The 24,421-nt window shown below is 56.2% G+C and carries 24 protein-coding genes and 1 riboswitch; of the genes, 13 read left to right on the top strand and 11 right to left on the bottom strand.

The genetic code is table 11. The features are described from left to right. Positions 1-2 precede the first annotated feature (2 nt). The 4 genes from yqiA to nudF are packed head-to-tail and all read right to left on the bottom strand — an operon-like array spanning position 3 to position 2,490. The gene (yqiA, locus tag JBO43_RS14670; protein WP_095283397.1) at positions 3-584 is read right to left on the bottom strand and encodes an esterase YqiA; all 582 of its coding nucleotides are present in this window, start codon (positions 582-584) and stop codon (positions 3-5) included. Then, a complete protein-coding gene (cpdA, locus tag JBO43_RS14665) occupies positions 584-1,411 on the bottom strand; it encodes a 3',5'-cyclic-AMP phosphodiesterase (protein ID WP_095283398.1) in 828 nt (275 codons plus the stop codon). The genes yqiA and cpdA overlap by 1 nt, the downstream gene beginning before the upstream one ends. 27 nt (positions 1,412-1,438) lie before the next feature. Continuing rightward, on the bottom strand, positions 1,439-1,861 hold the full coding sequence (locus JBO43_RS14660) for a DUF1249 family protein (protein WP_095283399.1): 423 nt from the start codon (positions 1,859-1,861) through the stop codon (positions 1,439-1,441). Next, a complete protein-coding gene (nudF, locus tag JBO43_RS14655; protein WP_202674593.1) occupies positions 1,858-2,490 on the bottom strand; it encodes an ADP-ribose diphosphatase in 633 nt (210 codons plus the stop codon). The genes JBO43_RS14660 and nudF overlap by 4 nt, the downstream gene beginning before the upstream one ends. Positions 2,491-2,692: 202 nt before the next feature. Here nudF and tolC point away from each other — a divergent pair, with 202 nt between their 5' ends. The 3 genes from tolC to JBO43_RS14640 all read left to right on the top strand — a co-directional run bounded on the left by tolC (position 2,693) and on the right by JBO43_RS14640 (position 6,203). Further along, positions 2,693-4,174, top strand: coding sequence for an outer membrane channel protein TolC (gene tolC / locus JBO43_RS14650; RefSeq protein WP_095283401.1), 1,482 nt, complete (start codon positions 2,693-2,695; stop codon positions 4,172-4,174). 203 nt (positions 4,175-4,377) lie between these two features. After that, a complete protein-coding gene (locus JBO43_RS14645) occupies positions 4,378-5,040 on the top strand; it encodes a DUF1190 family protein (protein ID WP_095283402.1) in 663 nt (220 codons plus the stop codon). Between the two features lie 2 nt (positions 5,041-5,042). Next, positions 5,043-6,203 carry a glutathionylspermidine synthase family protein gene (locus JBO43_RS14640; RefSeq protein WP_095283403.1) on the top strand — a complete coding sequence of 387 codons (1,161 nt, stop codon included), beginning with the start codon at positions 5,043-5,045 and terminating at the stop codon, positions 6,201-6,203. Positions 6,204-6,317: 114 nt separating this feature from the next. Here JBO43_RS14640 and ygiD read toward each other — a convergent pair whose 3' ends face one another. After that, a complete protein-coding gene (gene ygiD, locus JBO43_RS14635; protein ID WP_103946989.1) occupies positions 6,318-7,106 on the bottom strand; it encodes a 4,5-DOPA-extradiol-dioxygenase in 789 nt (262 codons plus the stop codon). 196 nt (positions 7,107-7,302) lie between these two features. On the opposite strand from ygiD, the gene zupT reads away from it, so the two are divergent. Further along, a complete protein-coding gene (gene zupT / locus JBO43_RS14630) occupies positions 7,303-8,076 on the top strand; it encodes a zinc transporter ZupT (RefSeq protein WP_095283405.1) in 774 nt (257 codons plus the stop codon). A 31-nt stretch (positions 8,077-8,107) separates the two neighbouring features. On the opposite strand, the gene ribB is transcribed toward zupT, so the two are convergent. Next, the gene (ribB, locus tag JBO43_RS14625) at positions 8,108-8,761 is read right to left on the bottom strand and encodes a 3,4-dihydroxy-2-butanone-4-phosphate synthase (protein ID WP_095283406.1); all 654 of its coding nucleotides are present in this window, start codon (positions 8,759-8,761) and stop codon (positions 8,108-8,110) included. A 105-nt stretch (positions 8,762-8,866) separates the two neighbouring features. Next, positions 8,867-9,017, bottom strand: a riboswitch (FMN riboswitch). A gap of 245 nt (positions 9,018-9,262) precedes the next feature. On the opposite strand from ribB, the gene ubiK reads away from it, so the two are divergent. Then, a complete protein-coding gene (gene ubiK, locus JBO43_RS14620; protein ID WP_095283407.1) occupies positions 9,263-9,556 on the top strand; it encodes a ubiquinone biosynthesis accessory factor UbiK in 294 nt (97 codons plus the stop codon). A 145-nt stretch (positions 9,557-9,701) separates the two neighbouring features. Here the strand turns inward: ubiK and hldE are convergent, their stop codons facing one another. The 3 genes from hldE to JBO43_RS14605 are packed head-to-tail and all read right to left on the bottom strand — an operon-like array spanning position 9,702 to position 15,350. Next, complete coding sequence (gene hldE, locus JBO43_RS14615; protein ID WP_095283408.1) at positions 9,702-11,132, bottom strand: bifunctional D-glycero-beta-D-manno-heptose-7-phosphate kinase/D-glycero-beta-D-manno-heptose 1-phosphate adenylyltransferase HldE; 1,431 nt, start codon at positions 11,130-11,132, stop codon at positions 9,702-9,704. A gap of 52 nt (positions 11,133-11,184) precedes the next feature. Continuing rightward, the gene (gene glnE, locus JBO43_RS14610) at positions 11,185-14,028 is read right to left on the bottom strand and encodes a bifunctional [glutamate--ammonia ligase]-adenylyl-L-tyrosine phosphorylase/[glutamate--ammonia-ligase] adenylyltransferase (protein WP_202674620.1); all 2,844 of its coding nucleotides are present in this window, start codon (positions 14,026-14,028) and stop codon (positions 11,185-11,187) included. 20 nt (positions 14,029-14,048) lie between these two features. Beyond that, positions 14,049-15,350, bottom strand: coding sequence for a CYTH domain-containing protein (locus JBO43_RS14605; RefSeq protein ID WP_202674592.1), 1,302 nt, complete (start codon positions 15,348-15,350; stop codon positions 14,049-14,051). A 231-nt stretch (positions 15,351-15,581) separates the two neighbouring features. On the opposite strand from JBO43_RS14605, the gene JBO43_RS14600 reads away from it, so the two are divergent. Together JBO43_RS14600 and JBO43_RS14595 are read left to right on the top strand one after the other, a co-directional pair. Continuing rightward, positions 15,582-16,202 (top strand): TIGR04211 family SH3 domain-containing protein, encoded by a 621-nt coding sequence (locus JBO43_RS14600; protein ID WP_095284379.1) that lies wholly within the window; start codon positions 15,582-15,584, stop codon positions 16,200-16,202. A 61-nt stretch (positions 16,203-16,263) separates the two neighbouring features. After that, positions 16,264-17,505 (top strand): multifunctional CCA addition/repair protein, encoded by a 1,242-nt coding sequence (locus JBO43_RS14595; RefSeq protein ID WP_202674591.1) that lies wholly within the window; start codon positions 16,264-16,266, stop codon positions 17,503-17,505. A 10-nt stretch (positions 17,506-17,515) separates the two neighbouring features. On the opposite strand, the gene bacA is transcribed toward JBO43_RS14595, so the two are convergent. Together bacA and folB are read right to left on the bottom strand one after the other, a co-directional pair. Beyond that, a complete protein-coding gene (gene bacA / locus JBO43_RS14590) occupies positions 17,516-18,337 on the bottom strand; it encodes an undecaprenyl-diphosphate phosphatase (RefSeq protein WP_095283412.1) in 822 nt (273 codons plus the stop codon). A gap of 106 nt (positions 18,338-18,443) precedes the next feature. Beyond that, entirely contained in the window at positions 18,444-18,812 is a 369-nt protein-coding gene (gene folB / locus JBO43_RS14585; RefSeq protein ID WP_103946995.1) for a bifunctional dihydroneopterin aldolase/7,8-dihydroneopterin epimerase, read from the bottom strand. A 107-nt stretch (positions 18,813-18,919) separates the two neighbouring features. On the opposite strand from folB, the gene plsY reads away from it, so the two are divergent. The 6 genes from plsY to ureC all read left to right on the top strand — a co-directional run bounded on the left by plsY (position 18,920) and on the right by ureC (position 24,418). After that, a complete protein-coding gene (gene plsY / locus JBO43_RS14580) occupies positions 18,920-19,534 on the top strand; it encodes a glycerol-3-phosphate 1-O-acyltransferase PlsY (protein WP_095283414.1) in 615 nt (204 codons plus the stop codon). Between the two features lie 129 nt (positions 19,535-19,663). Beyond that, positions 19,664-21,130, top strand: a complete 1,467-nt coding sequence (locus JBO43_RS14575; RefSeq protein ID WP_202674590.1) for an MFS transporter — start codon at positions 19,664-19,666, stop codon at positions 21,128-21,130. 122 nt (positions 21,131-21,252) lie between these two features. Then, positions 21,253-22,080, top strand: a complete 828-nt coding sequence (locus tag JBO43_RS14570; protein ID WP_202674589.1) for an urease accessory protein UreD — start codon at positions 21,253-21,255, stop codon at positions 22,078-22,080. A 9-nt stretch (positions 22,081-22,089) separates the two neighbouring features. Beyond that, positions 22,090-22,392 carry an urease subunit gamma gene (locus JBO43_RS14565; RefSeq protein ID WP_039031754.1) on the top strand — a complete coding sequence of 101 codons (303 nt, stop codon included), beginning with the start codon at positions 22,090-22,092 and terminating at the stop codon, positions 22,390-22,392. Positions 22,393-22,401: 9 nt separating this feature from the next. Next, positions 22,402-22,722, top strand: coding sequence for an urease subunit beta (locus tag JBO43_RS14560; protein WP_202674588.1), 321 nt, complete (start codon positions 22,402-22,404; stop codon positions 22,720-22,722). Continuing rightward, positions 22,715-24,418 carry an urease subunit alpha gene (gene ureC / locus JBO43_RS14555; RefSeq protein WP_103946998.1) on the top strand — a complete coding sequence of 568 codons (1,704 nt, stop codon included), beginning with the start codon at positions 22,715-22,717 and terminating at the stop codon, positions 24,416-24,418. The genes JBO43_RS14560 and ureC overlap by 8 nt, the downstream gene beginning before the upstream one ends. Positions 24,419-24,421 lie beyond the last annotated feature (3 nt).

Below are 24,421 nucleotides of genomic sequence, written 5' to 3'. Positions count from 1 at the left end.
TGTCAGAGACTGTGCAGCCCAAGAAAATCGACAATCTGGGTGAAATGATTCTCAAAGCCCGTGAAAGCATGGTTTCCGCCCTCTTCTACAGTCTGGCGGCAAGAGGCGTAATACGCCACCGCCTGGCGGTAATCCAGCACTTCATCGCCCGTCTGTTGCAGCAGCCAGAGGAGATCCGGCGCGTCCAGAGGGTCTATCTGCATCACTTTGAGGTCGTAAATATGGCGTGACTCTAGCACATATTGCTGTCCGGTGTAGGGGTTCTCGTTTTGGCCGAGAAACTCCGTCAGCAGCTCAAATGGGCGTACAGCCGGGTTGACCACAACGGCAGGCAGCATAAAGCATTGCGACAGCCAGGTGGCGTAGTAGCCGCCCAGCGATGAGCCCACCACGCCGAAGGATTCGCCACCGTGTTGCATTACGATGGACTCCAGCATTTCTGCGGCATCCGCCGGGTATGGCGGCAATTGCGGGACAATCATCTCAATATGCGGATGATGCTCGCCGAGCCACTGGCGAAACTGGGTGGCTTTTGCAGAACGCGGGGAGCTGTTAAACCCATGCAGGTAGAGGAGCGTAGACATCAGTATCCTTCTGAAGCGGTATCTGGACGGAACTTTGCCCCTTCCAGGCGACACACTTCCGTACTCAGCGAGCCATCGGCGTGGAGTTCCAGCCAGCGCCATCCGGGCGCAATGGTATCTAACGTGAAGTTGTCGCAGTGCGGCTTAAACTGCACGCAGGTTGACGGGGTCGCCAGCAAACGGCGGCCATTCCAGTCGAGATCTTGTTCCTGGTGAATATGCCCGCAGATCAGGTTGTTCACGTTCGGGTATTTCGCAAGAACGCGGTCCAGCGCAGCCGAGTTGCGCAGACTGTGCTGATCGAGCCAGCTGCATCCCGCCGGAAGCGGATGATGGTGCAGTAACAGCAGAGTGTGTCTTTCCGGCACGTCAGAGAGTTTAGTCTCAAGCCACTCCAGCTGGAAATCACTCAGCTCACCGTGCGGCACGCCGAACACCTGCGTATCAAGCAGCAGAATTTGCCAGTGCTCGCCCACGAACACGCGCTTGGCCGGTGAGATACCCGCTTCCTGAAGCGCACTGTACATGGCAGGCTGGAAGTCGTGGTTACCGGGCAACCAGACGGTAGGCACGCTAAAGCTCGCGATCCCGGTAGCAAAATGCTGATAGGCCGCAGCGCTTTGATCTTGTGCCAAATCACCCGTCGCGACAATCAAATCGCAATCGCGATTTTCGACGCGAATGGCATCAAGTACAGCCTGATAACTCTCCCAGGTGTTGACCCCCAGCAAAGTTTCATGCTTTTCGGCGAACAGGTGAGTATCAGTAATTTGTAATATCCTGACTGGCGCCCCACCAGCAACAGTCAGGTTCAACAGGCTTTCCAAATGGTGTCCTTAGGTAGGTTTATGACGCTAACAAACCGGAATCGCCATTGCTCCATGTGCTAAACAATATCTTAGCCAGTCAGCTAAAAACTGGTTAATTTGATGCTTTTCGTCGCGTTGATGCAACTTTTTATTAGGATAATCATATCGCGCTTTGAAGCGAAAGATCTGCTGACTTGAACACACTTCAGCCACCATCGCGTCATGATAGAGCCTGACAGTCATCGACGGCAGGCTCCAGTAGCTGACGGCCGGGGCCGTTTGCTTAATTTCGACCAGCGTAGTGTAGCGAGTGGACTCTGTAATCGTTAAGCGATATTGCGCATTGCTCACCTGATAGCTCACCGTTTCACCGGCCACATCGTTACGCGGCAACAGACGACGTAATTGCGCGAAATTGGTCTCGCACAGGCGCATCATTTCTGGGAAGTCAGGTGTATAACGCTTCATTTTTTCCACTCTTTTCGTAAGTCTTGATAATGCAGCTGGAGCCATTGCAATGCGATGACAGACGCTGCGTTGTCGATTTTCCCCTCATTGACCCATTGATAAGCCTGCTCCCGACTCACCACATGAACACGAATATCTTCGTTTTCATCTGCCAGACCGTGAATACCTTGCGCGGTCGTGGCGTCCACTTCACCCACAAAAATAGAAGAGCGCTCGCTGGCTCCGCCTGGACTTGCCAGGTAGCTCAGCACCGGTTTGGTTCGGCCCACAGTCAGCCCTGCTTCTTCCTGTGCCTCGCGGCGGGCGACATCTTCCGGCGTTTCGCCCTCTTCGATCATCCCGGCGACGATCTCCAGCAGCCACGGGCTTTCGCTGGTATCCAGGGCGGCAATTCGAATCTGTTCAATCAATACCACTTCGTCACGCACTGGGTCAAAGGGTAGCAAGACTGCGGCATGCCCGCGCTCAAAAATTTCGCGTCGGACTTCGCCGCTCATTTCACCGTTAAACAGCCGATGCCTGAAACGGTAAAGTTCCAGTGAAAAAAAACCGCTATAAAGCTTTTCCCGTGCAATAATTTCTACATCGTTTTTGGTGAAAGTCACTGGCAACTTATCTGGTTTCTGCATGGCGGTATCCTGGTCACAATTGTGTTGAAATCATGAATTTCAAGGCTGTTTGGCTGCCGTTTTACAGGCTATATGATAGATTGGTGCAAATTACCGCCAGATGGCACGTAACGCCAACCTTTTGGTGTGGATGATTCTGTTAGAATCGGCAATTATTTTTAATTAGATCAGCGCTAATACTGCTTCACAACAAGGAATGCAAATGAAGAAATTGCTCCCCATCCTTATCGGCCTGAGCCTGACGGGCTTCAGCGCGATGAGCCAGGCAGAAAACCTGTTACAGGTTTATCAGCAAGCACGTCTGGGCAACCCTGAGCTGCGTAAGTCAGCCGCCGACCGTGATGCTGCGTTCGAAAAAATTAATGAAGCACGTAGCCCGCTGCTGCCGCAATTGGGTTTAGGTGCAGATTATACCTACAGCAATGGATTCCGCGATGCTAACGGCGTGAACTCCAACGCCACCAGCGCATCCCTGCAGTTAACGCAGACCTTGTTTGATATGTCCAAATGGCGCGCGCTCTCCCTGCAGGAAAAAAGCGCCGGTATTCAGGACGTGACCTATCAGACCGATCAGCAAACGCTGATCCTTAACACCGCCACCGCGTACTTCAACGTGTTGAGCGCGATTGATTCGCTCTCCTACACCGAAGCGCAGAAACAGGCGATTTACCGTCAGTTGGATCAAACCACCCAGCGCTTTAACGTGGGTCTGGTGGCGATCACTGATGTGCAGAACGCCCGTTCACAGTACGACAGCGTGCTGGCGAACGAAGTGACTGCCCGTAACAATCTGGACAACGCACTTGAATCTCTGCGTCAGGTGACCGGCAATTACTACCCTGAGCTGGCCTCCCTGAACGTCGATAACTTCAAGACGGACAAACCGCAGGCAGTTAACGCCCTGCTGAAAGAAGCCGAAAACCGTAACCTGGCGCTGCTGCAGGCTCGTCTGAGCCAGGATCTGGCGCGCGAGCAAATTCGCCAGGCACAGGATGGCCATCTGCCAACGGTAGGCCTGACCGCATCAACGGGCGTTTCTGATACCAGCTACAGCGGCTCAAAAACCAATACGTCCCAGTACGATGACAGCAACATGGGTCAGAACAAAATCGGCCTGAACTTCTCTCTGCCTCTGTATCAGGGCGGGATGGTTAACTCTCAGGTGAAACAGGCGCAGTACAACTTTGTTGGTGCCAGCGAGCAGCTTGAAAGCGCGCACCGCAACGTCGTGCAGACCGTGCGTTCTTCCTTTAACAACGTGAATGCGTCCATCAGCAGCATCAATGCTTACAAACAGGCCGTTGTGTCTGCGCAAAGCTCCCTTGACGCGATGGAAGCCGGTTATTCAGTCGGTACACGTACCATTGTTGACGTGTTAGACGCGACCACCACGCTGTATAACGCCAAACAACAGCTCTCCAGCGCACGTTACAACTACCTGATTAACCAGCTGAATATTAAATCAGCGCTGGGTACGTTGAACGAGCAAGACCTGCAGATGCTGAACAGCACGCTGGGTAAACCGGTTTCTACAACGCCTGAAAGCGTTGCGCCAGAAAACCCACAGCAGGACGCTAACGCAGACGGCAATATGGCCAACAGCGCAGCACCTGCCGCTCAGCCAGCCGCAGCTCGCACAACCTCTACAAGTGGTTCCGGCAACAACCCGTTCCGTAGCAATTAAGTTTTGCCCGATAACGCTGTGCTTATCGGGCCTACCTTCGTGTAGGCCGGGTAAGCACAGCGCCACCTGGCGCGAAATCACATCCAAACGTAAGCCAACGTAAAGATCCCCCCGTTTGCCCCTCTGCGCTTCATTTTCGACCACTCATCCTCTATCCTGAGCCTTATTTACTTCGTTCTACCACTGGGTCCTGGAAGACAAAAATGAAACGGACAAAATCGATTAATCACGCTTCGTTCCGCAAAAACTGGAACGCGCGCCATCTCACTCCTGTCGCCCTGGCGTTTACCGCCATCTTTATGCTGTCAGGCTGTGAACAATCCGATGAAACGGTATCGATGTATCAGAATGCCGATGACTGCTCGTCAGCCACCGGTAAAAGTGCGGAATGTACCACTGCCTACAACAATGCCCTGAAAGAAGCAGAGCGTACGGCGCCGAAATACGCCACCCGTGAAGACTGTATCGCCGAGTTCGGTGAAGGTCAGTGCCAGCAGGCACCGGCTCAGGCTGGCATGGCGCCAGAAAATCAGGCGCAGGCACAGTCCAGCGGCAGCTTCTGGATGCCGCTGATGGCGGGTTACATGATGGGCCGTATGATGGGCGGCGGTATGGGCCAGCAGCAGCCGCTGTTCAGCTCCAAAAATCCGTCCAGCCCGGCGTACGGTAAGTACACCGATGCGAGCGGCAAAAACTACGGCGCGGCAACCCCTGGCCGTACCGCGACAGTACCAAAATCCGCGATGGCACCAAAACCTGCGACCACCAGCACCGTCACGCGCGGTGGCTTTGGCGAATCTGTTGCCAAACAGTCCACCATGCAGCGTAGCGCGACAGGTTCCACTTCTCGCTCAATGGGCGGCTGATAATGGAACGAGTCAGTATTGTCGAGCGCCCGGACTGGCGCGAAAAAGCCACCGAATACGGGTTTAACTTCCACACCATGTACGGCGAACCGTACTGGTGTGAAGATGCCTACTACAAGCTCACCCTCGCCCAGGTAGAAAAGCTGGAAGAGGTGACCGCCGAACTGCACCAGATGTGCCTGAAGGTGGTGGAAAAGGTGGTTGCCAGCGATGAGCTGATGACCAAATTCCGCATTCCTAAACACACCTGGGGTTTTGTGCGCCACGCCTGGCAGACTAACCAGCCTTCCCTCTACTCGCGCCTCGATCTGGCGTGGGACGGCGTGGGCGATCCTAAGATGCTGGAAAACAACGCTGATACGCCGACCTCGCTGTACGAAGCGGCCTTCTTCCAGTGGATTTGGCTCGAAGATCAGGCTGCGGCGGGCAACCTGCCGGAAGGCAGCGACCAGTTCAACTCCCTGCAGGAGAAGCTGATCGAGCGTTTCGCGGAACTGCGCGAGCAGCACGGGTTTAATTATCTGCATCTGGCCTGCTGCCGTGACACCGTTGAAGATCGCGGTACGGTGCAATATCTGCAAGATTGCGCAGCCGAAGCGGAAGTGGCGACAGAATTCCTGTACATCGAAGATATCGGTTTAGGCGAGCGCGGTCAGTTCACGGATACTCAGGACCAGGTAATTAGCAACCTGTTCAAGCTCTATCCGTGGGAATACATGCTGCGCGAAGTGTTCTCCACCAAGCTGGAGGACGCGGGCGTTCGCTGGCTGGAACCGGCCTGGAAGAGCATTATCTCCAACAAAGCGCTGCTGCCGATGCTGTGGGAGATGTTCCCGAACCATCCTAACCTTCTGCCCGCCTATTTCGCCGAAGACGACTATCCGCCGATGGATAAGTACGTCATCAAACCAATCTTCTCCCGCGAAGGGGCCAACGTTTCGATTATTGAAAACGGCAAAACCCTGGAAGCGGCCGAAGGCCCGTACGGCGAAGAAGGGATGATTGTGCAGGAGTTCTATCCCCTGCCGAAATTTGGCGACAGCTATGTGCTGATTGGCAGCTGGCTGATCAACGATCAGCCTGCCGGGATTGGCATCCGCGAAGATCGCGCACTGATCACCCAGGATCTGTCACGCTTCTATCCGCATATTTTTGTGGAGTGAGTATTTGCGCCGGGTTGTGCGGCCTGATGCCCTCACCCTGGGGAGAGGGAATAAACACTAAAACGGTAACCCTTGGGTTACCGTTTTGCTTTTACCTCGCCACCGGGCTTTCTTTTAGCCCACCTGCACGGAAAGCATACTCAGACTTCCCATTTCAATACCATCCACCGGTACGGTGACAGGCTCACTGCCGTCCCACGCGCCCAGTACGTACAACAGCGGCAGATAGTGATCCGGCGTTGGGTTAGAAAGCGAACCGCCTTCATGATCCATGTAATTCACCAGCGGATGCTGTTCCGTCGGCCCCTGCCAGGTGAGATTTTCTTTCACAAAATCATTGAACGACGTCGCCCACGGGTAAGGCGTATTTTCGCCGTGCCAACGCGCCGTGCGCAGGTTGTGAACCACGTTACCACTCGCGACCAGCATGATGCCTTCGTCGCGCAGTTTTGCCAGCTTACGGCCCATCTCAAAGTGCCACGCTGCCGGTTTGGTGCTGTCGATACTCAGCTGCACCATCGGAATGTCGGCCTCCGGGTACATTTTGATCAGCACGCCCCAGGAGCCGTGGTCGAAGCCCCAGGCCTCTTTATCCAGCGTCACAGGAATCGGGGCCAGCAAATCAACCAGCTGTTGAGCAAGCGCAGGCGAGCCCGGTGCCGGGTAATGCGTGTCATACAGCGCCTGCGGGAAACCACCAAAATCGTGAATAGTTTTCGGTGCTTCCATAGCCGTCACGCCGGTTCCACGGGTAAACCAGTGCGCAGACACCACCACAATCGCTTTCGGACGTGGCAACGTCTCGCCGAGATGACGCCAGGCGCGGGTATAGACGTTATCTTCCAGGACGTTCATCGGGCTACCGTGGCCCAAAAACAGTGCTGGCATACGAGAAGAAGTCATGGTGATATCCTTACATAGGGTGTCTGTTTAATGTCACTACATTACCCGCTATCTGCATAACATGAACTCAGATAAGCGTGATGAAGATCTTCAGAAAATTTGAATGTAAGAAAACTGTAAAGCCGGGAATGCCCTCTCGCTTTGCAGCAGATTAATCATTAGCATTAATGAGAATCATTATCATAAGGAGCGTTGAATGTCAGTACCCTTGATTCTGACGATACTTGCGGGTGCCGCCACCTTCATTGGTGCGATTCTTGGCGTGCTCGGGCAGAAGCCTTCGAACCGCGTGCTGGCGTTTTCTCTCGGCTTTGCCGCCGGGATTATGCTGCTGATCTCCCTGATGGAGATGCTGCCCGCGGCGCTCGGCACCGAGGGCATGTCGCCGATGCTAGGCTACGGCATGTTCGTCGTGGGTCTGCTGGGCTATTTCGGTCTCGACCGCATGCTGCCCCACGCCCATCCGCAGGATTTGATGCAGAAAAGCGTCAAACCGTCGCACGGCAACATCAAACGCACGGCCATTTTGCTTACTCTCGGCATCAGCCTGCACAACTTCCCGGAGGGCGTCGCCACCTACGTGACAGCCAGCAATAACCTGGAACTGGGTTTCGGCATTGCCGTGGCGGTTGCATTGCACAATATTCCTGAAGGACTGGCGGTGGCAGGCCCGATTTATGCGGCAACGGGTTCAAAACGCACGGCGGTGTTCTGGGCCGGGATTTCGGGTTTGGCGGAAATTTTAGGCGGCGTGCTGGCGTGGCTGATTCTGGGCAGTATGATCTCCCCGGTGGTGATGGCAGCGATTATGGCAGCGGTGGCGGGGATTATGGTCGCGCTGTCGGTTGACGAGCTGATGCCGCTGGCGAAAGAGATCGACCCGAACAATAACCCTAGCTACGGCGTGCTGTGTGGAATGTCGGTGATGGGATTAAGTCTGGTGCTGCTACAAACAGCGGGAATTGGATAAAAAAACGCCGGGATAACCCGGCGTTTTTTATTTAGCTGGCTTTACGTTCGTGCGCCTGGCGGTAAGCCACTAGATCTTCAATGGTCACCACAGCCATATTGTGTTTCTTCGCAAACTCGATGCACTCCGGCGCGCGCGCCATCGTGCCATCGTCGTTGGTCAGTTCACACAGAACACCCGCAGATTTAAAGCCTGCCAGCGTCACCAGGTCGATGGTCGCTTCAGTGTGGCCGCCGCGAGTCAACACGCCGCCCGGCTGCGCGCGCAGTGGGAAAACGTGACCAGGACGGTTCAGGTCTGATGGCTTCGCATTGTCAGCGGTGGCTGCGCGAACGGTCGTCAGACGGTCAGCGGCAGAAACGCCGGTGGTCACACCGTGCGCGGCTTCGATAGTCACGGTAAAACCGGTACCGAATGCGCTGGTGTTATTTTCGACCATCATCGGCAGATCGAGCTGTTTACGACGTTCGTCGGTCAGACAAAGACACACGATGCCACTGCCGTGACGAATGGTCAGCGCCATCTGTTCAACGGTCATGGTTTCTGCGGCGAAAATCATATCGCCTTCGTTTTCACGGTCTTCGTCATCGAGAACCATCACACCGCGATGTTCACGGAGTGCGGTCAGTGCAAGCTCTACACGATCGGTAGAGGTGCCAAAAGCGGAAAGTAGCGTCTGATTCATGGTAAAAAAACCTCATTAAAATTATGGTTACCAGAATCAGGGCAGTCTTAGGAGCACCGCGTAAGCGGCAAAAAAATAACGTGAGCGGGCCTCGCCCGACTTGATCGTTACTCTCTCCCATCCGGACTCTAACCGTCGGCTCTGGAATTACACCAGATCTGCTGACCTTTGAGTTTTCACCCAAAGCGCTCGCGGGCTTTCAGCGCAAGGCTGATTTACCGCCGGTGGGGAATTTCGCCCCGCCCTGAGAATAAGCGAGATAACTATAACGCTATTGATTATGCTGGGCAATGCATAAGCATCAAATCATTCTGGTTTTGCACTTCATCCTTCGAGTTGCCTCTGCGTTGGCTGCGCCCTCAAACCCCCGTCACATAGTTAACTATGCTCCAGGGGATTTTCAGGCTTGCCGCCTTGATGCACCTCGAATGATTTTGTGCAAAAGATCGGAGGGAACGCGCTACAATGTTCGCTAGCACCTTCTAATCAAGGGAAACGACCATGATTGACCCGAAAAAAATTGAACAAATTGCCCGTCAGGTTCATGAATCCATGCCGAAAGGCATTCGTGAGTTTGGCGATGACGTCGAGAAGAAAATCCGTCAGGTACTGCAATCGCAGCTGACGCGTCTTGATCTGGTGAGCCGTGAAGAGTTCGACGTACAGACTCAGGTTCTGCTGCGCACCCGCGAAAAGCTGGCGCTGCTGGAACAGCGTCTGACCGAGCTGGAAAACCGCAGCCAGCCTGCCGAAGTGAAGCCAGCACCTGCGATCCCACCGGTCGATCAGGCATAAAAAAGCCGGGTGGCGGCTGCGCCTTACCCGGCCTACAAATCTGATGCAAAACTAAACGGCAACCTCGGTTGCCGTTGTTCGTATTTGCTCCCTCTCCCGTGGGAGAGGGTCGGGGTGAGGGCATAAGGCCGCTCACACTCCATTGTTACTGACTGTCTTTCTGGATTTTCTTAATGATGTTGGTGGTTGAACACCCGTCCTCAAAGTTGAGTACCATCACTTCTCCGCCATTGGCCCAGACCTCTTCACTGCCCGCAATCTGCTCCGGCTTATAATCGCCGCCTTTCACCAGCAGATCCGGCAGGATGCCCGCAATCAAACGCTGCGGCGTATCTTCTTCAAACGAGACCACCCAGTCGACCGCTTCCAGCGCGCCGAGCACAATCATACGCTGCTCTAGCGGATTCACCGGACGCGTTTCACCCTTCAAACGTTTGGTCGAGGCATCGCTATTCACCGCGACAATCAGACGATCGCCGAGCTTGCGCGCATTCGCCAGATAAGAGACGTGGCCCGCGTGCAGAATGTCAAACACGCCGTTGGTCATCACCACTTTCTCGCCGCGCTTACGCGCCGCCGCGACGGCCGTTTTCAGCTCGTCTTCACTCATCACGCCAAAACCGGTATCCGCACGACCGCGCACCGCATTTTCCAGCTCGATGGGTGAAACGGTAGAAGTACCGAGTTTACCGACGACCACGCCCGCAGCCGCGTTCGCGAAATAGCACGCTTCTTCCAGCGAATTACCCGCCGCCAGCGTCGCTGCCAGCACGCCAATCACCGTGTCACCGGCACCGGTCACATCGTAAACTTCCTGTGCCTGCGTCGGCATGTGCAGTGGCGCTTTGCCCGGTTGCAGTAGCGTCATACCCTGCTCAGAACGCGTCACCAGCAGTGCGGAGAAGTCGAAATCAGCGATGATTTTCATCCCGCGCTCAACGATCTCTTCTTCAGTTTTGCACTTGCCTGCGACGGCTTCAAATTCAGACAAGTTTGGCGTCAGCAGCGTCGCGCCGCGATAGCGCTCGAAATCGGTGCCTTTCGGGTCGATAAGCACCGGCACACCCGCTTTACGTGCCAGTGCAATCATCTGCTGCACGCTGGCGAGCGCACCTTTGGCGTAATCAGACAGCACCAGCGCTCCAATGCTGCCCAGCGCCTGCGCGATACGCTCGTGCAGCGGCTCAGGATCGACGCCTTCAAAACCTTCTTCAAAGTCGAGGCGGATCAGCTGCTGGTTGCGGGAGAGTACGCGCAGTTTGGTGATGGTTGGGTGCGTCGGCACAGAAACGAAATCACACTTCACGTTCACGTCGGCCAGCGTTTTGCTGAGCGCGCGCGCCGCATCGTCAATGCCGGTCAGCCCCACCAAACGCGAATGCGCGCCGAGAGAAGCAATGTTCATCGCCACGTTGGCCGCGCCGCCAGGACGCTCTTCGATGGTATCAACTTTGACGACCGGGACCGGGGCTTCCGGGGAGATGCGGCTGGTCGGCCCGTACCAGTAGCGGTCCAGCATCACATCACCGACAACCATAACCCCAGCACGTTCAAACTCTGGCAGTGTTACTTTCATTCCTGACTCCAGAAAGATTCACAATTTGCGCGCGATAATATCACACTTGTTTCTATACGCACGGCTCCACCAACCACTTCTGCCAGCTCGCAGACACCTGCATACGTTCGTTCGTAAAACATTCCGGCGCCACATGGCCCGGCTGTTCCTGTAATGCCAAATGATGCAGCTCGTCACGCAGCGTGGTGTAAGCGTGAGTCAACGTCTGCGCTTCCTGCTCATCCATAATGTCATTTTGCGCCAGCAGTTCCAGAATGCGCACGTTATCAGACCAGCGCGTCAGCTTCGGCTTGTCGTGCGCATGGCGGAGCACCAGATACTGCGTAATGAATTCAATGTCGGTAATCCCGCCTTCATCGGCTTTGATATCAAAGCGATCGCGGTGCTTGTTGCCCAGATGCGCCCGCATTTTCTCACGCATTTCTCGCACGTCGATCTGCAATTTTTGACCTTCGCGCGGCGTAATCAACACGTCCCGTCGAATGGTATCGAACTGCGCTTTCAGCTGCGGATCGCCGTACACCACGCGGGCACGCACCAGCGCCTGATGCTCCCATGTCCAGGCTTCGTTTTGCTGATAGTCAGCAAAGGATTCGGTGGACGTGACTAACATGCCCGCCGCGCCGGACGGGCGCAGACGTGCGTCCACTTCGTACAAAATACCGGACGAGGTGCGGGTGCTGAACAGATGCATAATGCGCTGCGCCAGGCGCAGGTAGAACTGACGTCCGTCGATTTCACGCTCGCCGTCGGTCATCACGTCCACCGGACAATCGTGCAGGAAGATCAAATCCAGATCGGAACTGTAGCCCAGCTCCCAGCCGCCCAGCTTGCCATAACCCACTACCGCAAAACCGCGCCCTTCGCGATCCGCCAGATGCTTCGGCTGACCATAGCGCACCACCATCTGACTCCAGGCCTGCTGGACCACCGCGTCGATGATCGCTTCCGCAAGCCAGGTGAGATGATCGCTGACTTTCATTACCGGCAGAGTGCCCGCGATATCGGCGGCCGCCACGCGCAGCATCTGCGCCTGTTTAAACTGGCGCAACGCTTCGAGCTGCTGCTCTTCGTCCTCTTCCGGCACGCGCAGCAGATACTGGCGCAGCTCGTCGCGATAGGCATCCATCGCTGTCGGCTGATACAGGGTATTCGGGTCGAGCAGTTCATCCAGTAACAACGGATAACGCGCCAGTTTGCTGGCGACCATCGGCGATGCAGCGCAGAGCGAAATTAGATGTTTGAGCGCACCGGGGAATTCGCTCAGCAGCTCAAGATAAGTCGTGCGGGTAATAATCCCGGTGAGTAGCGGCGTCAGGCGCGAAAGTGGAACCGGCGCATCCGCCCGCGCACAGACGTTGCTCAGCAAATGTGGCATCAGGTGATCGAGCACCTGTCGCCCGCGCGGGCCGATAGCGCGTTTGTTCATTTCCAGGCGGAAATCGGCGATCAGCGCCACCACACGATGGCGGTCGTCATCGCTCAAATGGGCCAGCACCGGGGTAGTGTCATCTTCCTGGAGCGCATCCTGCCACAGCTCGCGCCAGTGCTCAGACAGGGTATCGTCCGGCGATTCGGCTTCGTCATCGCCAATCAAATCATTAAAGATCCGCCGTACACCCGCCATGTGGGTATCCAACGTCTCCGTCAGCCCCTGCCAGTCGTCAACGCCCATGCCCCAGGCCAGACGCGCCCGATTGAGGTCATCGCCCGGCAGGGTTTGGGTCTGTTCATCGTTGATGCTTTGCAGCAAGTTTTCGAGGCGACGCAAATAGAGATAGGCATCGTGCAAGGTTTGCGCATCGCCTTCCGGCAGCAAATGCAGCTGCTCGATAGCCTTCAGCGTCGGCAGCAGCGAACGGGATTGCAGGGACGGTTCGCGCCCGCCACGAATGAGCTGGAACACCTGCACGATAAACTCAATTTCGCGAATGCCGCCCGCGCCGAGTTTTATATTGTCTTTCAGGCCCCGGCGGCGCACCTCGCGGGCGATCATCCCTTTCATATTGCGCAGCGACTGAATAACGCTGAAATCGATATAGCGGCGGAAGACGAACGGGCGCAGCATGGCGCGCAGCTCGCTGGCGTAAACATCGCCGTTATCGCCCATGATCCGCGCTTTGACCATCGCGTAGCGTTCCCAGTCGCGGCCCTGTTCCTGGTAATAATCTTCCAGCGCAGCAAAGCTCAACACCAGCGGGCCGCTGTCGCCGAACGGGCGCAGGCGCATATCCACGCGGTAAACAAAACCGTCCTGCGTGGGCTGGTCCAGCGCTTTAATCAATCGCTGACCGAGGCGGGTGAAGAACTGCGCGTTATCAAGTTCACGCCGTCCGCCACGGGTTGCGCCCTTTTCCGGCCAGGCGAAGATCAGGTCGATATCCGACGAGAAATTCAGCTCGCCGCCGCCCAGTTTCCCCATGCCCAAAATCATCAGCGGCTGTGGAGTGCCTTCTTCACTGCACGGCGTACCCCACTCTTTGCAGCAAGCGTCGTACAGCCAGTCGCGCGCAGCTACAATCAGCGTCTCCGCAAGAACGCTCAACTGCTGCAGAGTGCTCTCTTCACTCACCAGCTCCAGCGACTGCACCCAGGCGATGCGGACCATCACGCGACGGCGGAACTGGCGCAAAACGCGCATCAGCGTCGGCTCATCGCTCACGTCCGTCAGCGCGTCACTTAGCCATTGTGGATAGTGCTGCCACTCGTCGGCCAGCGGCGGTGCCGCTTCCAGTTCAGACAGCCAGTCAGGATTCGCGGTGATGCTCTCCTGCACAAAATCACTAAAAGTAAGCACTTGCTGCGCCTGCTCACTGACTGAGGAAGCGGGTAATGATTCTGGCAGACGCGCACAGACCGTCTGCCAGTGCTGCGTGAGCTGTGAAGAAAGCGGCATCATGGGGTTCCTTGCCTGAGTTAACGTTTTCCGCTGTGTAACCAGAACGGCTCTTGCGAAATGGCCTCATTGCGGAAATGTTCAATTTCAATGCGCTGGCGCGTTTCGATGGCATGGCGAAGCCCCTGCCAGTTTTCCAGCCACGCCTGCGCTTTGGGTCCATCGTAGGAGCCAGCCAGCAGCAGAACCGTGTCAATATCGCGCGTCAGACGAACCAGCTGATCGGCGTACTGATCGCCAAGCGGTCGGTCAAAAATGGTTTTCAATTCTGAGTTGCTGCGGGACATATGCGTATCGGCGAAACGCTTAAACGACTCAGCAATCTTCTTCTGGGTTTTATCATCCAGAAAACGCTGCCAGCCGCGCGTCACCAGAAACTCAGTTAACGCCAGCTTTGCCGCAGCCGTCTGCGGGCTGTAAACCGCCGTTTCGGCAGAGACGTCCGTCGCCATTAGCGCTTCGGTCTGGGTCAAGAAATCACGTAAGTGAGCACTCGCTTTACGCGGTACCACGCCGCCAAACAACGTCAGGGTGCTGCGCACCAGGCCGATGGCATCCAGTACGTGTTTTTTCGCCCCGCTCACGCCGCGCACCCACAGCTCCTCATGGTATTGCCACTGGCTGAGAGCCAGTTCCAGCGAAGCTTCCAGCCCCTGCTCGACGCTGGATTTTGGTGCCACGTGCAAGATAGTGGTGATTTTAACCTGGCGCGGCGCATTGCCCGCCGCCAGATGATATCCGCGCGCGGCCTTACTCAGACTCCCCTGACGCAGACCGGACTGGCCCACCAGCTTACGCGCCAGCTTCAGCACGTCGTCAGCGTCGCCTTCCAGCAGTTCAAGCTCCAGCTCGCAAATCGGTTCCTGGAACTCGCCTGCTTTGACGTCGCCCAGATCGAGCGCAATTTCGATACGGCTTTTCCCTTCATTCACCAGCCACTTTTCGCGCCAGAAATCGGTGCTGAACAGCGGCTTAACCTGATCCGACAGCCCATCCGGCAGTTCACCGTTCGGCCAGACGTCTGCCGGAAGTCGATTCAGTTCAAGTTCTGGCTTTTCAATGTCGATATTATATTCAGGACGCTGATGCAAACCGCCGACCACACGACCCGCAATTTTCATCGTCATTTCATAACGCCCGTTCGCGCCACGAATGCGCAGGCCCATGTCATGACGGCGCAGCCAGTTATCGGCAGTTTCGTAATAGATGTTGAGAAGTTGAACCGGCTCATGGTGTTCAGCAGTCAGCTGATTGAGATGAGTCCGCAGCGCGTCAACGCTGCCCTTTTCTACGATAAATTTCAGTTCGATTTCTTGTGCCATAGCCCTGTACTTTCGGTTGCTTCACAGCCGCGTCAATGAAGGCGAACTTTCTCGCCATTTGTTTGTCAGTACATAGTATTTTGCGCCAAATTGCCACGCAATGAGCAATTTGACGGGCGTAAAAGTTTAACGCGGTGACACAGATGATTCCGATAGCTGACGCGAATGCTTTGCGTAGCGATACTGTTGCCACTACTATCGTTCCACTTTTTATGAAAATAACGACTGATGATGCTTAAATTACGCCTGATTGGACTGACTTTACTTGCTTTCAGCGCCGCGACTGCGGTCCACGCTGAAGAGAAACGTTATGTTTCTGACGAATTAAACACCTGGGTACGTAGCGGCCCTGGAGATAATTATCGCCTCGTGGGTACGGTGAATGCCGGCGAGGAAGTGGTTTTATTACAGACAAATCAGGACAGTAACTACGGTCAGGTGCGCGACAGCACGGGCCGTACCTCATGGATCCCGTTGAAACAACTCAGCAATGTGCCAAGCCTGCGCACCCGCGTGCCGGATCTGGAAAATCAGGTGAAAACCCTGACCGATAAGCTGACCAATATCGATAACACCTGGAACCAGCGCACGGCTGAAATGCAGCAGAAAGTGGCGCAGAGCGACAGCGTGATCAACGGCCTGAAAGAAGAGAATCAGAAGCTGAAAAACGAGCTGATTGTGGCGCAGAAGAAAGTCAGCGCCGCCAATCTGCAGCTCGATGACAAACAGCGCACCATCATCATGCAGTGGTTTATGTATGGCGGCGGCGTGCTGGGCGTGGGTCTGTTCCTCGGCCTGGTGCTGCCACATCTGATCCCAAGCCGTAAGCGTAAAGATCGCTGGATGAACTAATTCGTCTTATTCACCATACTTACGTATTATCAGGTGAAAAGAGAATTCGGGAGTTGAAGGCGTGAAGATTTATCTGGTCGGTGGTGCGGTTCGTGATGCGTTGTTAGGTCTGCCGGTCAAAGATAAAGACTGGGTTGTGGTCGGTGCCACACCCGAAGAGATGCTCAACGCGGGCTACCAGCAGGTAGGCCGCGATTTTCCCGTGTTTCTTCACCCTAAAAGCCGCGAAGAGTACGCCCTGGCACGCACGGAGCGCAAAGCCGGTTTCGGTTATACCGGTTTTACCTGCTACGCCGCGCCGGACGTCACGCTTGAGCAAGATCTGCTGCGCCGCGATCTGACCATCAACGCGCTGGCACAGGACGACGACGGTACTATCGTCGATGCCTACGGCGGCCAGACCGATCTGCAAAACCGAATTTTACGTCACGTCTCCCCGGCCTTCTCTGAAGATCCGCTCCGCGTCCTGCGCGTGGCGCGTTTTGCTGCCCGTTATGCCCATCTAAGTTTCCGCATTGCCGATGAAACGATGGCCTTAATGACCGCCATGACCGACGCGGGCGAGCTGGAACATCTCACGCCGGAACGGGTGTGGAAAGAGACGGAAAACGCGCTGACGACCCGCAATCCGCAGGTCTTTTTCCAGGTGCTCCGCGACTGCGGCGCGCTGAAAGTGCTGTTCCCGGAAATCGACGCCCTGTTTGGCGTTCCGGCTCCGGCGAAGTGGCATCCGGAAATCGATACCGGCATTCATACCCTGATGACCTTAAGCATGGCGGCAATGCTCAGCCCGGAAGTGGACGTGCGTTTCGCCACGCTTTGTCACGACCTGGGCAAAGGATTAACGCCAAAGGCCCTCTGGCCGCGCCATCACGGCCACGGTCCGGCGGGCGTCAAACTGGTGGAAAATATCTGCCAGCGCCTGCGGATACCCAACGAGATCCGCGATCTGGCAAAACTGGTCGCTGAATTCCACGACCTGATCCACACCTTCCCGATCCTGAAACCGGCTACCATCGTCAAGCTGTTCGACAGCATTGATGCCTGGCGCAAGCCGCAGCGCGTCGAGCAGATCGCGCTCACCAGCGAAGCGGACGTGCGCGGACGCACCGGTTTTGAAGCCTGCGATTATCCGCAGGGCCGTTTGCTGCGTGAAGCGTGGGAAATTGCGAAAGCGGTGCCGACGAAAGCAGTGGTGGAAGCTGGATTTAAAGGCCCGGCAATCCGCGAAGAGTTAACCAAACGCCGGATTCAGGCCGTGACAGACTGGAAGGAAACGCGTTGCCCTCAGCCAAAAGACTGAGGGCAGTGGCTTAGAAGAAGACCACGTAGACTGCCGCCGCGACGATAAAGCGGTAGATAGCAAACGGAATGAAAGAGATACGTTTGATTAACTGCAGGAAGGTTTTGATTGCCACCAGCGCGACCAGGAACGCGGTCACAAAGCCCACGGCGAACATCGGAATGTCGGCCGTCGTCAGGAAGTGGTAGCTCTTATAGAGATCCAGCGCGGTAGCGCCCATCATCATCGGCACTGCCAGCAGGAACGAGAACTCGGACGCCGCATAGCGACTCACACCCATCAGCATCCCGCCGGAAATGGTCGCCCCTGAACGGGAAAAGCCCGGCCAGAGTGCCAGACACTGGAAGCAGCCAATCATAAACGCCTGACGGTAGGTCATATCATCCAGACCCGGCGCTTTCGGCTCTTTCGGCTTCAGCAGTTCAGCGGCAATCAGCAACACACCGCCGACCACCAGCGCATACATCACGTTAATCGGGTTAAACAACGATTTGATCGTGTCGTGGAATATCAACCCCAGCACCACCGCCGGCACCATCCCAAGCAGGATGTGAATCAGCGTCAGACGGCCTTTGCCCTCGCCTTCGTGCTGCGGCTGACGACCAAAGTGAATGCCGATCAGACCAAACAGGCGACGCCAGAACATCACTACGACGGCCAGAATGGAGCCTAGCTGAATCACCACTTCAAAGGTCTTTGCCGTTTCGCCTTCGAAGCCGAGCAAATGACCGACGATGATCATGTGTCCGGTACTGGAAACGGGCAAAAACTCCGTCAATCCTTCGACCACACCCAGTATTGCCGCCACCAGCAGCGAGTGTATATCGCTCATCTATTAACCCTTCTAAAAATGTAAAAAAACGGCGCACCACACTGGACGCCGTGAAAGAGACAGCTTTAAGACCGGTATAACCGAAAATGGTTTAGCATTTATGACGTTAAATCTTTTGTTTCAGATTTGTGCCACGCTCAATGATCACCCCGACGTTGGCGGCACGCGCCACGGCACCCGGTTTGCTGAGTTTGATGCGCACCCACGGCGAGTTGAAACGGCTCAACAGCAGTTCGGCCACCTCTTCTGCCACGCGCTCCACCAGCGCAAAACGCTGCCCTTCGACATGCTTCACCACCGTTTCGCTGATATCGGCATAGCTCAGGCAGTCGTTCACATCATCACTTTTAGCCGACAGGCGATTATCCCAGCCCATTTCGATATCGAACACCAGCTTCTGCTCGATGGTCTGTTCCCAGTCGTAAACACCAATTGTGGTGATTACCGAAAGTTGCTCTATAAATACAATATCCATCACGACCTGCCTGGTTTTTGGCTAAACCGGATACCACTTCCGGCGAATTATGCGTATTATCCACAGATGCAGAGAATACAGATACATTTTCAAAACGGAACAGCGTTATGAGTGCAATCGCGCCTGGAATGATTTTCCTCGCCTACCTTTGCGGCTCAATCTCCAGCGCCATTCTGGTCTGCCGCATCGCCGGATTACCTGACCCTCGCGTCAGCGGTTCCGGGAATCCAGGGGCGACCAATGTATTACGAATTGGCGGCAAGGGAGCAGCCGTAGCGGTATTGATTTTTGATGTTCTGAAAGGGATGCTCCCCGTCTGGGGCGCTTATGCGCTGGGCGTGACCCCGTTCTGGCTGGGGCTTATTGCCATCGCCGCCTGTCTGGGCCATATCTGGCCGGTATTCTTTGGTTTTAAAGGCGGCAAAGGCGTCGCCACCGCGTTTGGCGCGATCGCCCCCATCGGCTGGGATTTGACCGGCGTTATGGCGGGCACCTGGCTGCTGAGCGTGCTGTTGAGCGGCTATTCATCGCTAGGCGCAATTGTCAGTGCACTGATCGCTCCGTTCTATGTCTGGTGGTTTAAACCTCAGTTCACCTTCCCCGTTTCCATGCTCTCCTGCCTGATTCTCCTGCGTCATCACGACAACATTCAGCGTCTGTGGCGTCGTCAGGAAACCAAAATCTGGACCAAGTTGAAGAGAAAGAAAAAAGACCCGAAGTAATTCGGGTTTCTCTCGTATAAACACCTTTCATTTCAATCCGTTCGTTATGTCATATAACCAAATGTGATTTAGCTCACTTTCTGTCTGTGGGTACTCTTTTTGTACTCATTGCAAACACACAAAAAGAAAATGACTGACATCACTGAATCACACGCTATTTCAACGGCAGAAAGCGCCCCGGACGGCGACATTAAATGGGTACGTAACGCATCGGACGTTACGCAGCTGGTCAATGCTGGCTCGCAGGGGAGAGCCAACGCGCGCATCGTTATCGGTATCGCGCTGGGCGGAATTTTCCTCGACGCCTACGATCTCGGCGCACTGGCGTTTGGTATCAAAGACATCACCCGCGAATTTAACCTGACACCCGCCGGAACCGGCATGGTGGCTTCGGCGATCACTTTTGGGGCGATCGTCGGCGCACTGATTGGCGGTTATCTGACGGACAAAATCGGCCGCTATCGCGTCTTTATGGCCGATATGATCTTTTTTGTCGTCGCCGCTATCGCCTGCGCCTTTGCGCCAAACGAATATGCCCTTGCCGGGGCACGCTTTGTGATGGGCCTTGGCGTCGGGATCGATCTCCCCGTGGCGATGGCCTTCCTCAGCGAATTCGCCAGACTGAAAGGCCCTGGAAACAAAGCCGCCAGCGTAGCGATGTGGTGTCCGACCTGGTATGCCGCGATCAGTATCTCCTACCTGCTGGTGCTCTTCTTTTACGCCGTACTGCCCGAAAGCCACAGCGACTGGCTATGGCGTTTGATTCTCGGCTTTGGCGCCATTCCCGCGCTGGTGATTATCGCCATCCGCAGCCGCTATATGAGCGAATCCCCGGTCTGGGCGGCGAATCAGGGCAACCTGAAAGAGGCCGCGTCTATTTTGCGCAAAGCGTACAACATTAATGCCCACGTCCCGCAGGATGCGCTGAACCAGCCCGTAGCGGTGGTGAACAAGGCCAGATGGCAAAACTATCTGAATCTGTTTCGCGGTGTGTACCTTAAGCGCACGACGCTGGCGACGCTGCTCTCCGTGGTCTCGTCATTTGCCTATAACGCCGTAGCGTTTGGTCTGCCGGTGATCATCTCCAGCTTCTTTGTACAGTCGATGCTCACCACTATTTTGATCTCGCTGGCGCTTAACCTGCTCTTTGCCTTCGTCGGCGGGCTGCTGGCTGTGCGTCTGGTGCCGCGCTTTGGTGCATGGCGGATGTCGCTGGGCGGCTATGCCTGTCAGTTGGTCGCCCTGCTGGTGCTGGCCCTCATCGGACGCCCGGAAGGCGCGGCACAAGGCATCATCTCTGTCGCTATGCTGGCGCTGTTTTTGTTTGGCCAGGGCTTTGGCCCAGGCGCGCACACTATGGCGTTTGCCTCGCTTAGCTATCCAACCTCGCTGCGCGGCGTCGGCGTCGGCCTCAACCAAACGCTAATGCGCAGCAGCTCAACCCTGTCGCTGTTCCTGTTCCCGCTCCTGGTCGCATCACTCGATACGGCGGTGTTCTGGGTTATTGCTCTCGCACCGTTGATTGGCCTGATTTCGCTGCTTGCCATTCGCTGGGAGCCGTCCGGCTACGATATTGACGCCGAAGATTATCGCTAAAATCCCCCAAACCGGCTCAGCAATGAGCCGGTTGTTTCCGCCATCCATAAGCGTCTCATATGACAAGGTTCATTTCTGCCAGGGCATACTGAAGCAGATAATGACGAGCGGATGGATGCAGCATGTTAGCAACCCAGGTCACTGATAACGCGTATAAAGGCTGGCAGGCGTCGCTTGCATTGCAGTTTCGTCACACCCCTGAAAAAACCATTCTGCACTCGGCGCGACACGTCGGCCCGCTTACTGTTCAGCGCCCGTTTTATCCCGAAGACGAAACCTGTCATCTCTATTTGTTGCATCCGCCCGGCGGAATTGTCGGCGGCGATACGCTGGATATTTCGGTCGAACTGGCCGCGAATAGCCATGCGCTGATCACCATGCCGGGTGCCAGTAAGTTCTATCGTAGTAGCGGCGCGCAGGCGCTTCTCAATCAGCGTTTTTTTATGGCCGAGAACGCAACGCTCGAATGGCTGCCGCAGGACACCATTTTCTTCCCCGGTGCGAACGCCCGACTCCGCTCGGTTTTCCATTTGCACCCTTCCAGCTCCTTGCTGGCGTGGGAGTTGCTGTGTCTGGGCCGCCCGGTGATCGGAGAGACCTTCAGTCACGGCATGCTCGACAGCCGACTGGAAGTGTGGCTCGACGACCAACCGCTGCTCGTTGAGCGCCAGCATCTGGCCGACGGCGATTTGACTCCAGTGGCGGAACATCCCTGGATCGGCACGTTGCTCTGCTATCCGGCGAACGACGCGCTGTTGGACGGCGTGCGCGAACGCCTCACGCCGCTTGAGAACTTTGCCGGTGCGACGCTCACCGACGGCCTGCTGTCGGTGCGTTTTCTTTCTCACGATAACCTGATTTGCCAACAGGCGATGCGCGATATCTGGCAGTACCTGCGACCTATGGTGACCGCCAAAGCGCCCCACGTTCCCCGAATCTGGCAGACCTAAGAGAACCCTATGGAACTGACCCCCCGAGAAAAAGACAAGCTGTTGCTGTTTACCGCCGCGCTGGTCGCGGAGCGCCGCCTCGCGCGCGGCGTCAAACTCAATTACCCGGAATCGGTCGCGCTGATTAGTGCCTTCATTATGGAGGGTGCGCGCGACGGGCAAACCGTGGCGGAGCTGATGGAAGCGGGTCGCCATGTGCTAACGCGCGCACAGGTGATGGAGGGCGTGCCGGAGATGATCCCGGATATTCAGGTGGAGGCCACCTTCCCGGACGGCTCAAAGCTCGTCACCGTCCACAATCCGATCCTTTGAGGTGGAGCGATGATCCCAGGCGAATACCAGATTAAACCCGGCCAGATCGCCCTGAACGTCGGGCGCAAAACCCAGCGCGCGATCGTCGAAAACCACGGCGACAGACCGATCCAGGTAGGATCGCACTATCACTTTTACGAAGTAAATCCGGCGCTGAAATTCGATCGCGCCGCGACCAAAGGCTATCGCCTGAACATTCCGGCAGGCACCGCCGTGCGCTTCGAGCCGGGGCAAAAGCGCGAGGTGACGCTGGTGCTGATCGCCGGGGCGCAGCAGGTGTTTGGTTTTCGGGGCGAAGTGATGGGCGGTCTGGAGGATAACAATGGCTGAGATTTCGCGTCAGGCATATGCCGACATGTTCGGCCCAACGACGGGCGATAAAGTTCGGCTGGCCGATACTGAGCTGTGGATCGAAGTAGAAAACGATCTCACGGTGTACGGAGAAGAGGTTAAATTTGGCGGCGGGAAAGTGATCCGCGACGGCATGGGTCAGGGGCAAATGACCGCCCAGCACTGCGTAGATCTGGTCCTGACCAACGCGCTGATCGTCGATCACTGGGGAATTGTGAAAGCCGATATCGGCGTCAAAGACGGCAGGATCTTCGCTATCGGCAAAGCCGGAAACCCGGATATTCAGCCCGGCGTGACGATCCCGATCGGCGCGTCGACCGAGGTGATCGCCGCCGAAGGCAAGATCGTCACCGCCGGTGGGATCGACACCCACATCCACTGGATCTGCCCGCAGCAGGCCGAAGAGGCGCTGGTCTCGGGCGTAACCACCATGATTGGCGGCGGCACCGGACCCGCAGCAGGAACCAACGCCACCACCTGCACGCCGGGGCCGTGGTATATCGCGAGGATGTTGCAGGCTGCGGATACGCTGGCGGTCAATATTGGCCTACTCGGAAAGGGCAACACGTCAAACCCTGAAGCCCTGCGCGAACAGGTCGCGGCGGGCGCGATCGGCCTGAAAATTCACGAAGACTGGGGTTCAACGCCTGCGGCAATCAACTGCTCGCTGGAGGTCGCCGAAGAGATGGATATTCAGGTGGCGTTGCACAGCGATACGCTGAATGAAGGCGGGTTTGTCGAAGACACGCTGGCAGCCATTGGCGGGCGAACCATTCATACCTTCCATACCGAAGGGGCGGGCGGCGGCCATGCGCCGGATATTATTACCGCCTGCGCGCACCCGAATATTTTGCCCTCCTCCACCAATCCGACGCTGCCCTACACGGTCAATACCATTGATGAGCATCTCGATATGCTGATGGTGTGCCATCACCTGGACCCGGATATCGCCGAGGACGTGGCCTTTGCCGAATCGCGCATTCGCCGCGAAACCATAGCCGCCGAAGATGTATTGCACGATATCGGCGCGTTCTCGCTGACTTCCTCCGATTCCCAGGCGATGGGCCGCGTGGGTGAAGTGATCATCCGCACCTGGCAGGTGGCGCACCGCATGAAGGTGCAGCGCGGGCCGCTTGCGGAGGAGTCCGGGGATAACGACAATTTTCGCGTCAAACGCTACGTCGCCAAATACACCATCAACCCGGCGCTGACCCACGGCATCGCTCACGAAGTCGGCTCAATTGAAGCGGGTAAACTGGCGGATCTGGTGGTCTGGTCGCCGGCATTTTTTGGCGTCAAACCGGCCACGATCGTCAAAGGCGGGATGATCGCCTGTGCGCCGATGGGGGATATCAACGCCTCGATCCCCACGCCGCAGCCGGTGCACTATCGTCCGATGTTTGGATCGCTCGGGGCTGCGCGTCACGCCACGCGCCTGACGTTTGTCTCCCAGGCTGCCGCCGCGAACGGCATTCCTCAGCAGCTCAATTTGCAAAGCGCGATTGCCGTGGTGAAGGGCTGCCGGACGGTGAAAAAAGCCGACATGATCCACAACAGCCTGCAGCCAAACATTACCGTGGATGCGCAAACCTACGAGGTACGCGTCGACGGCGAACTGATTACCAGCGAACCGGCAGACATCCTGCCGATGGCGCAACGCTATTTCCTGTTCTGAGGA

Source organism: Lelliottia jeotgali (assembly GCF_016771845.1).
GTDB classification, from domain to species: Bacteria; Pseudomonadota; Gammaproteobacteria; order Enterobacterales; family Enterobacteriaceae; genus Enterobacter; species Enterobacter jeotgali.
This window is presented reverse-complemented; position numbering and strand designations above follow the sequence as displayed.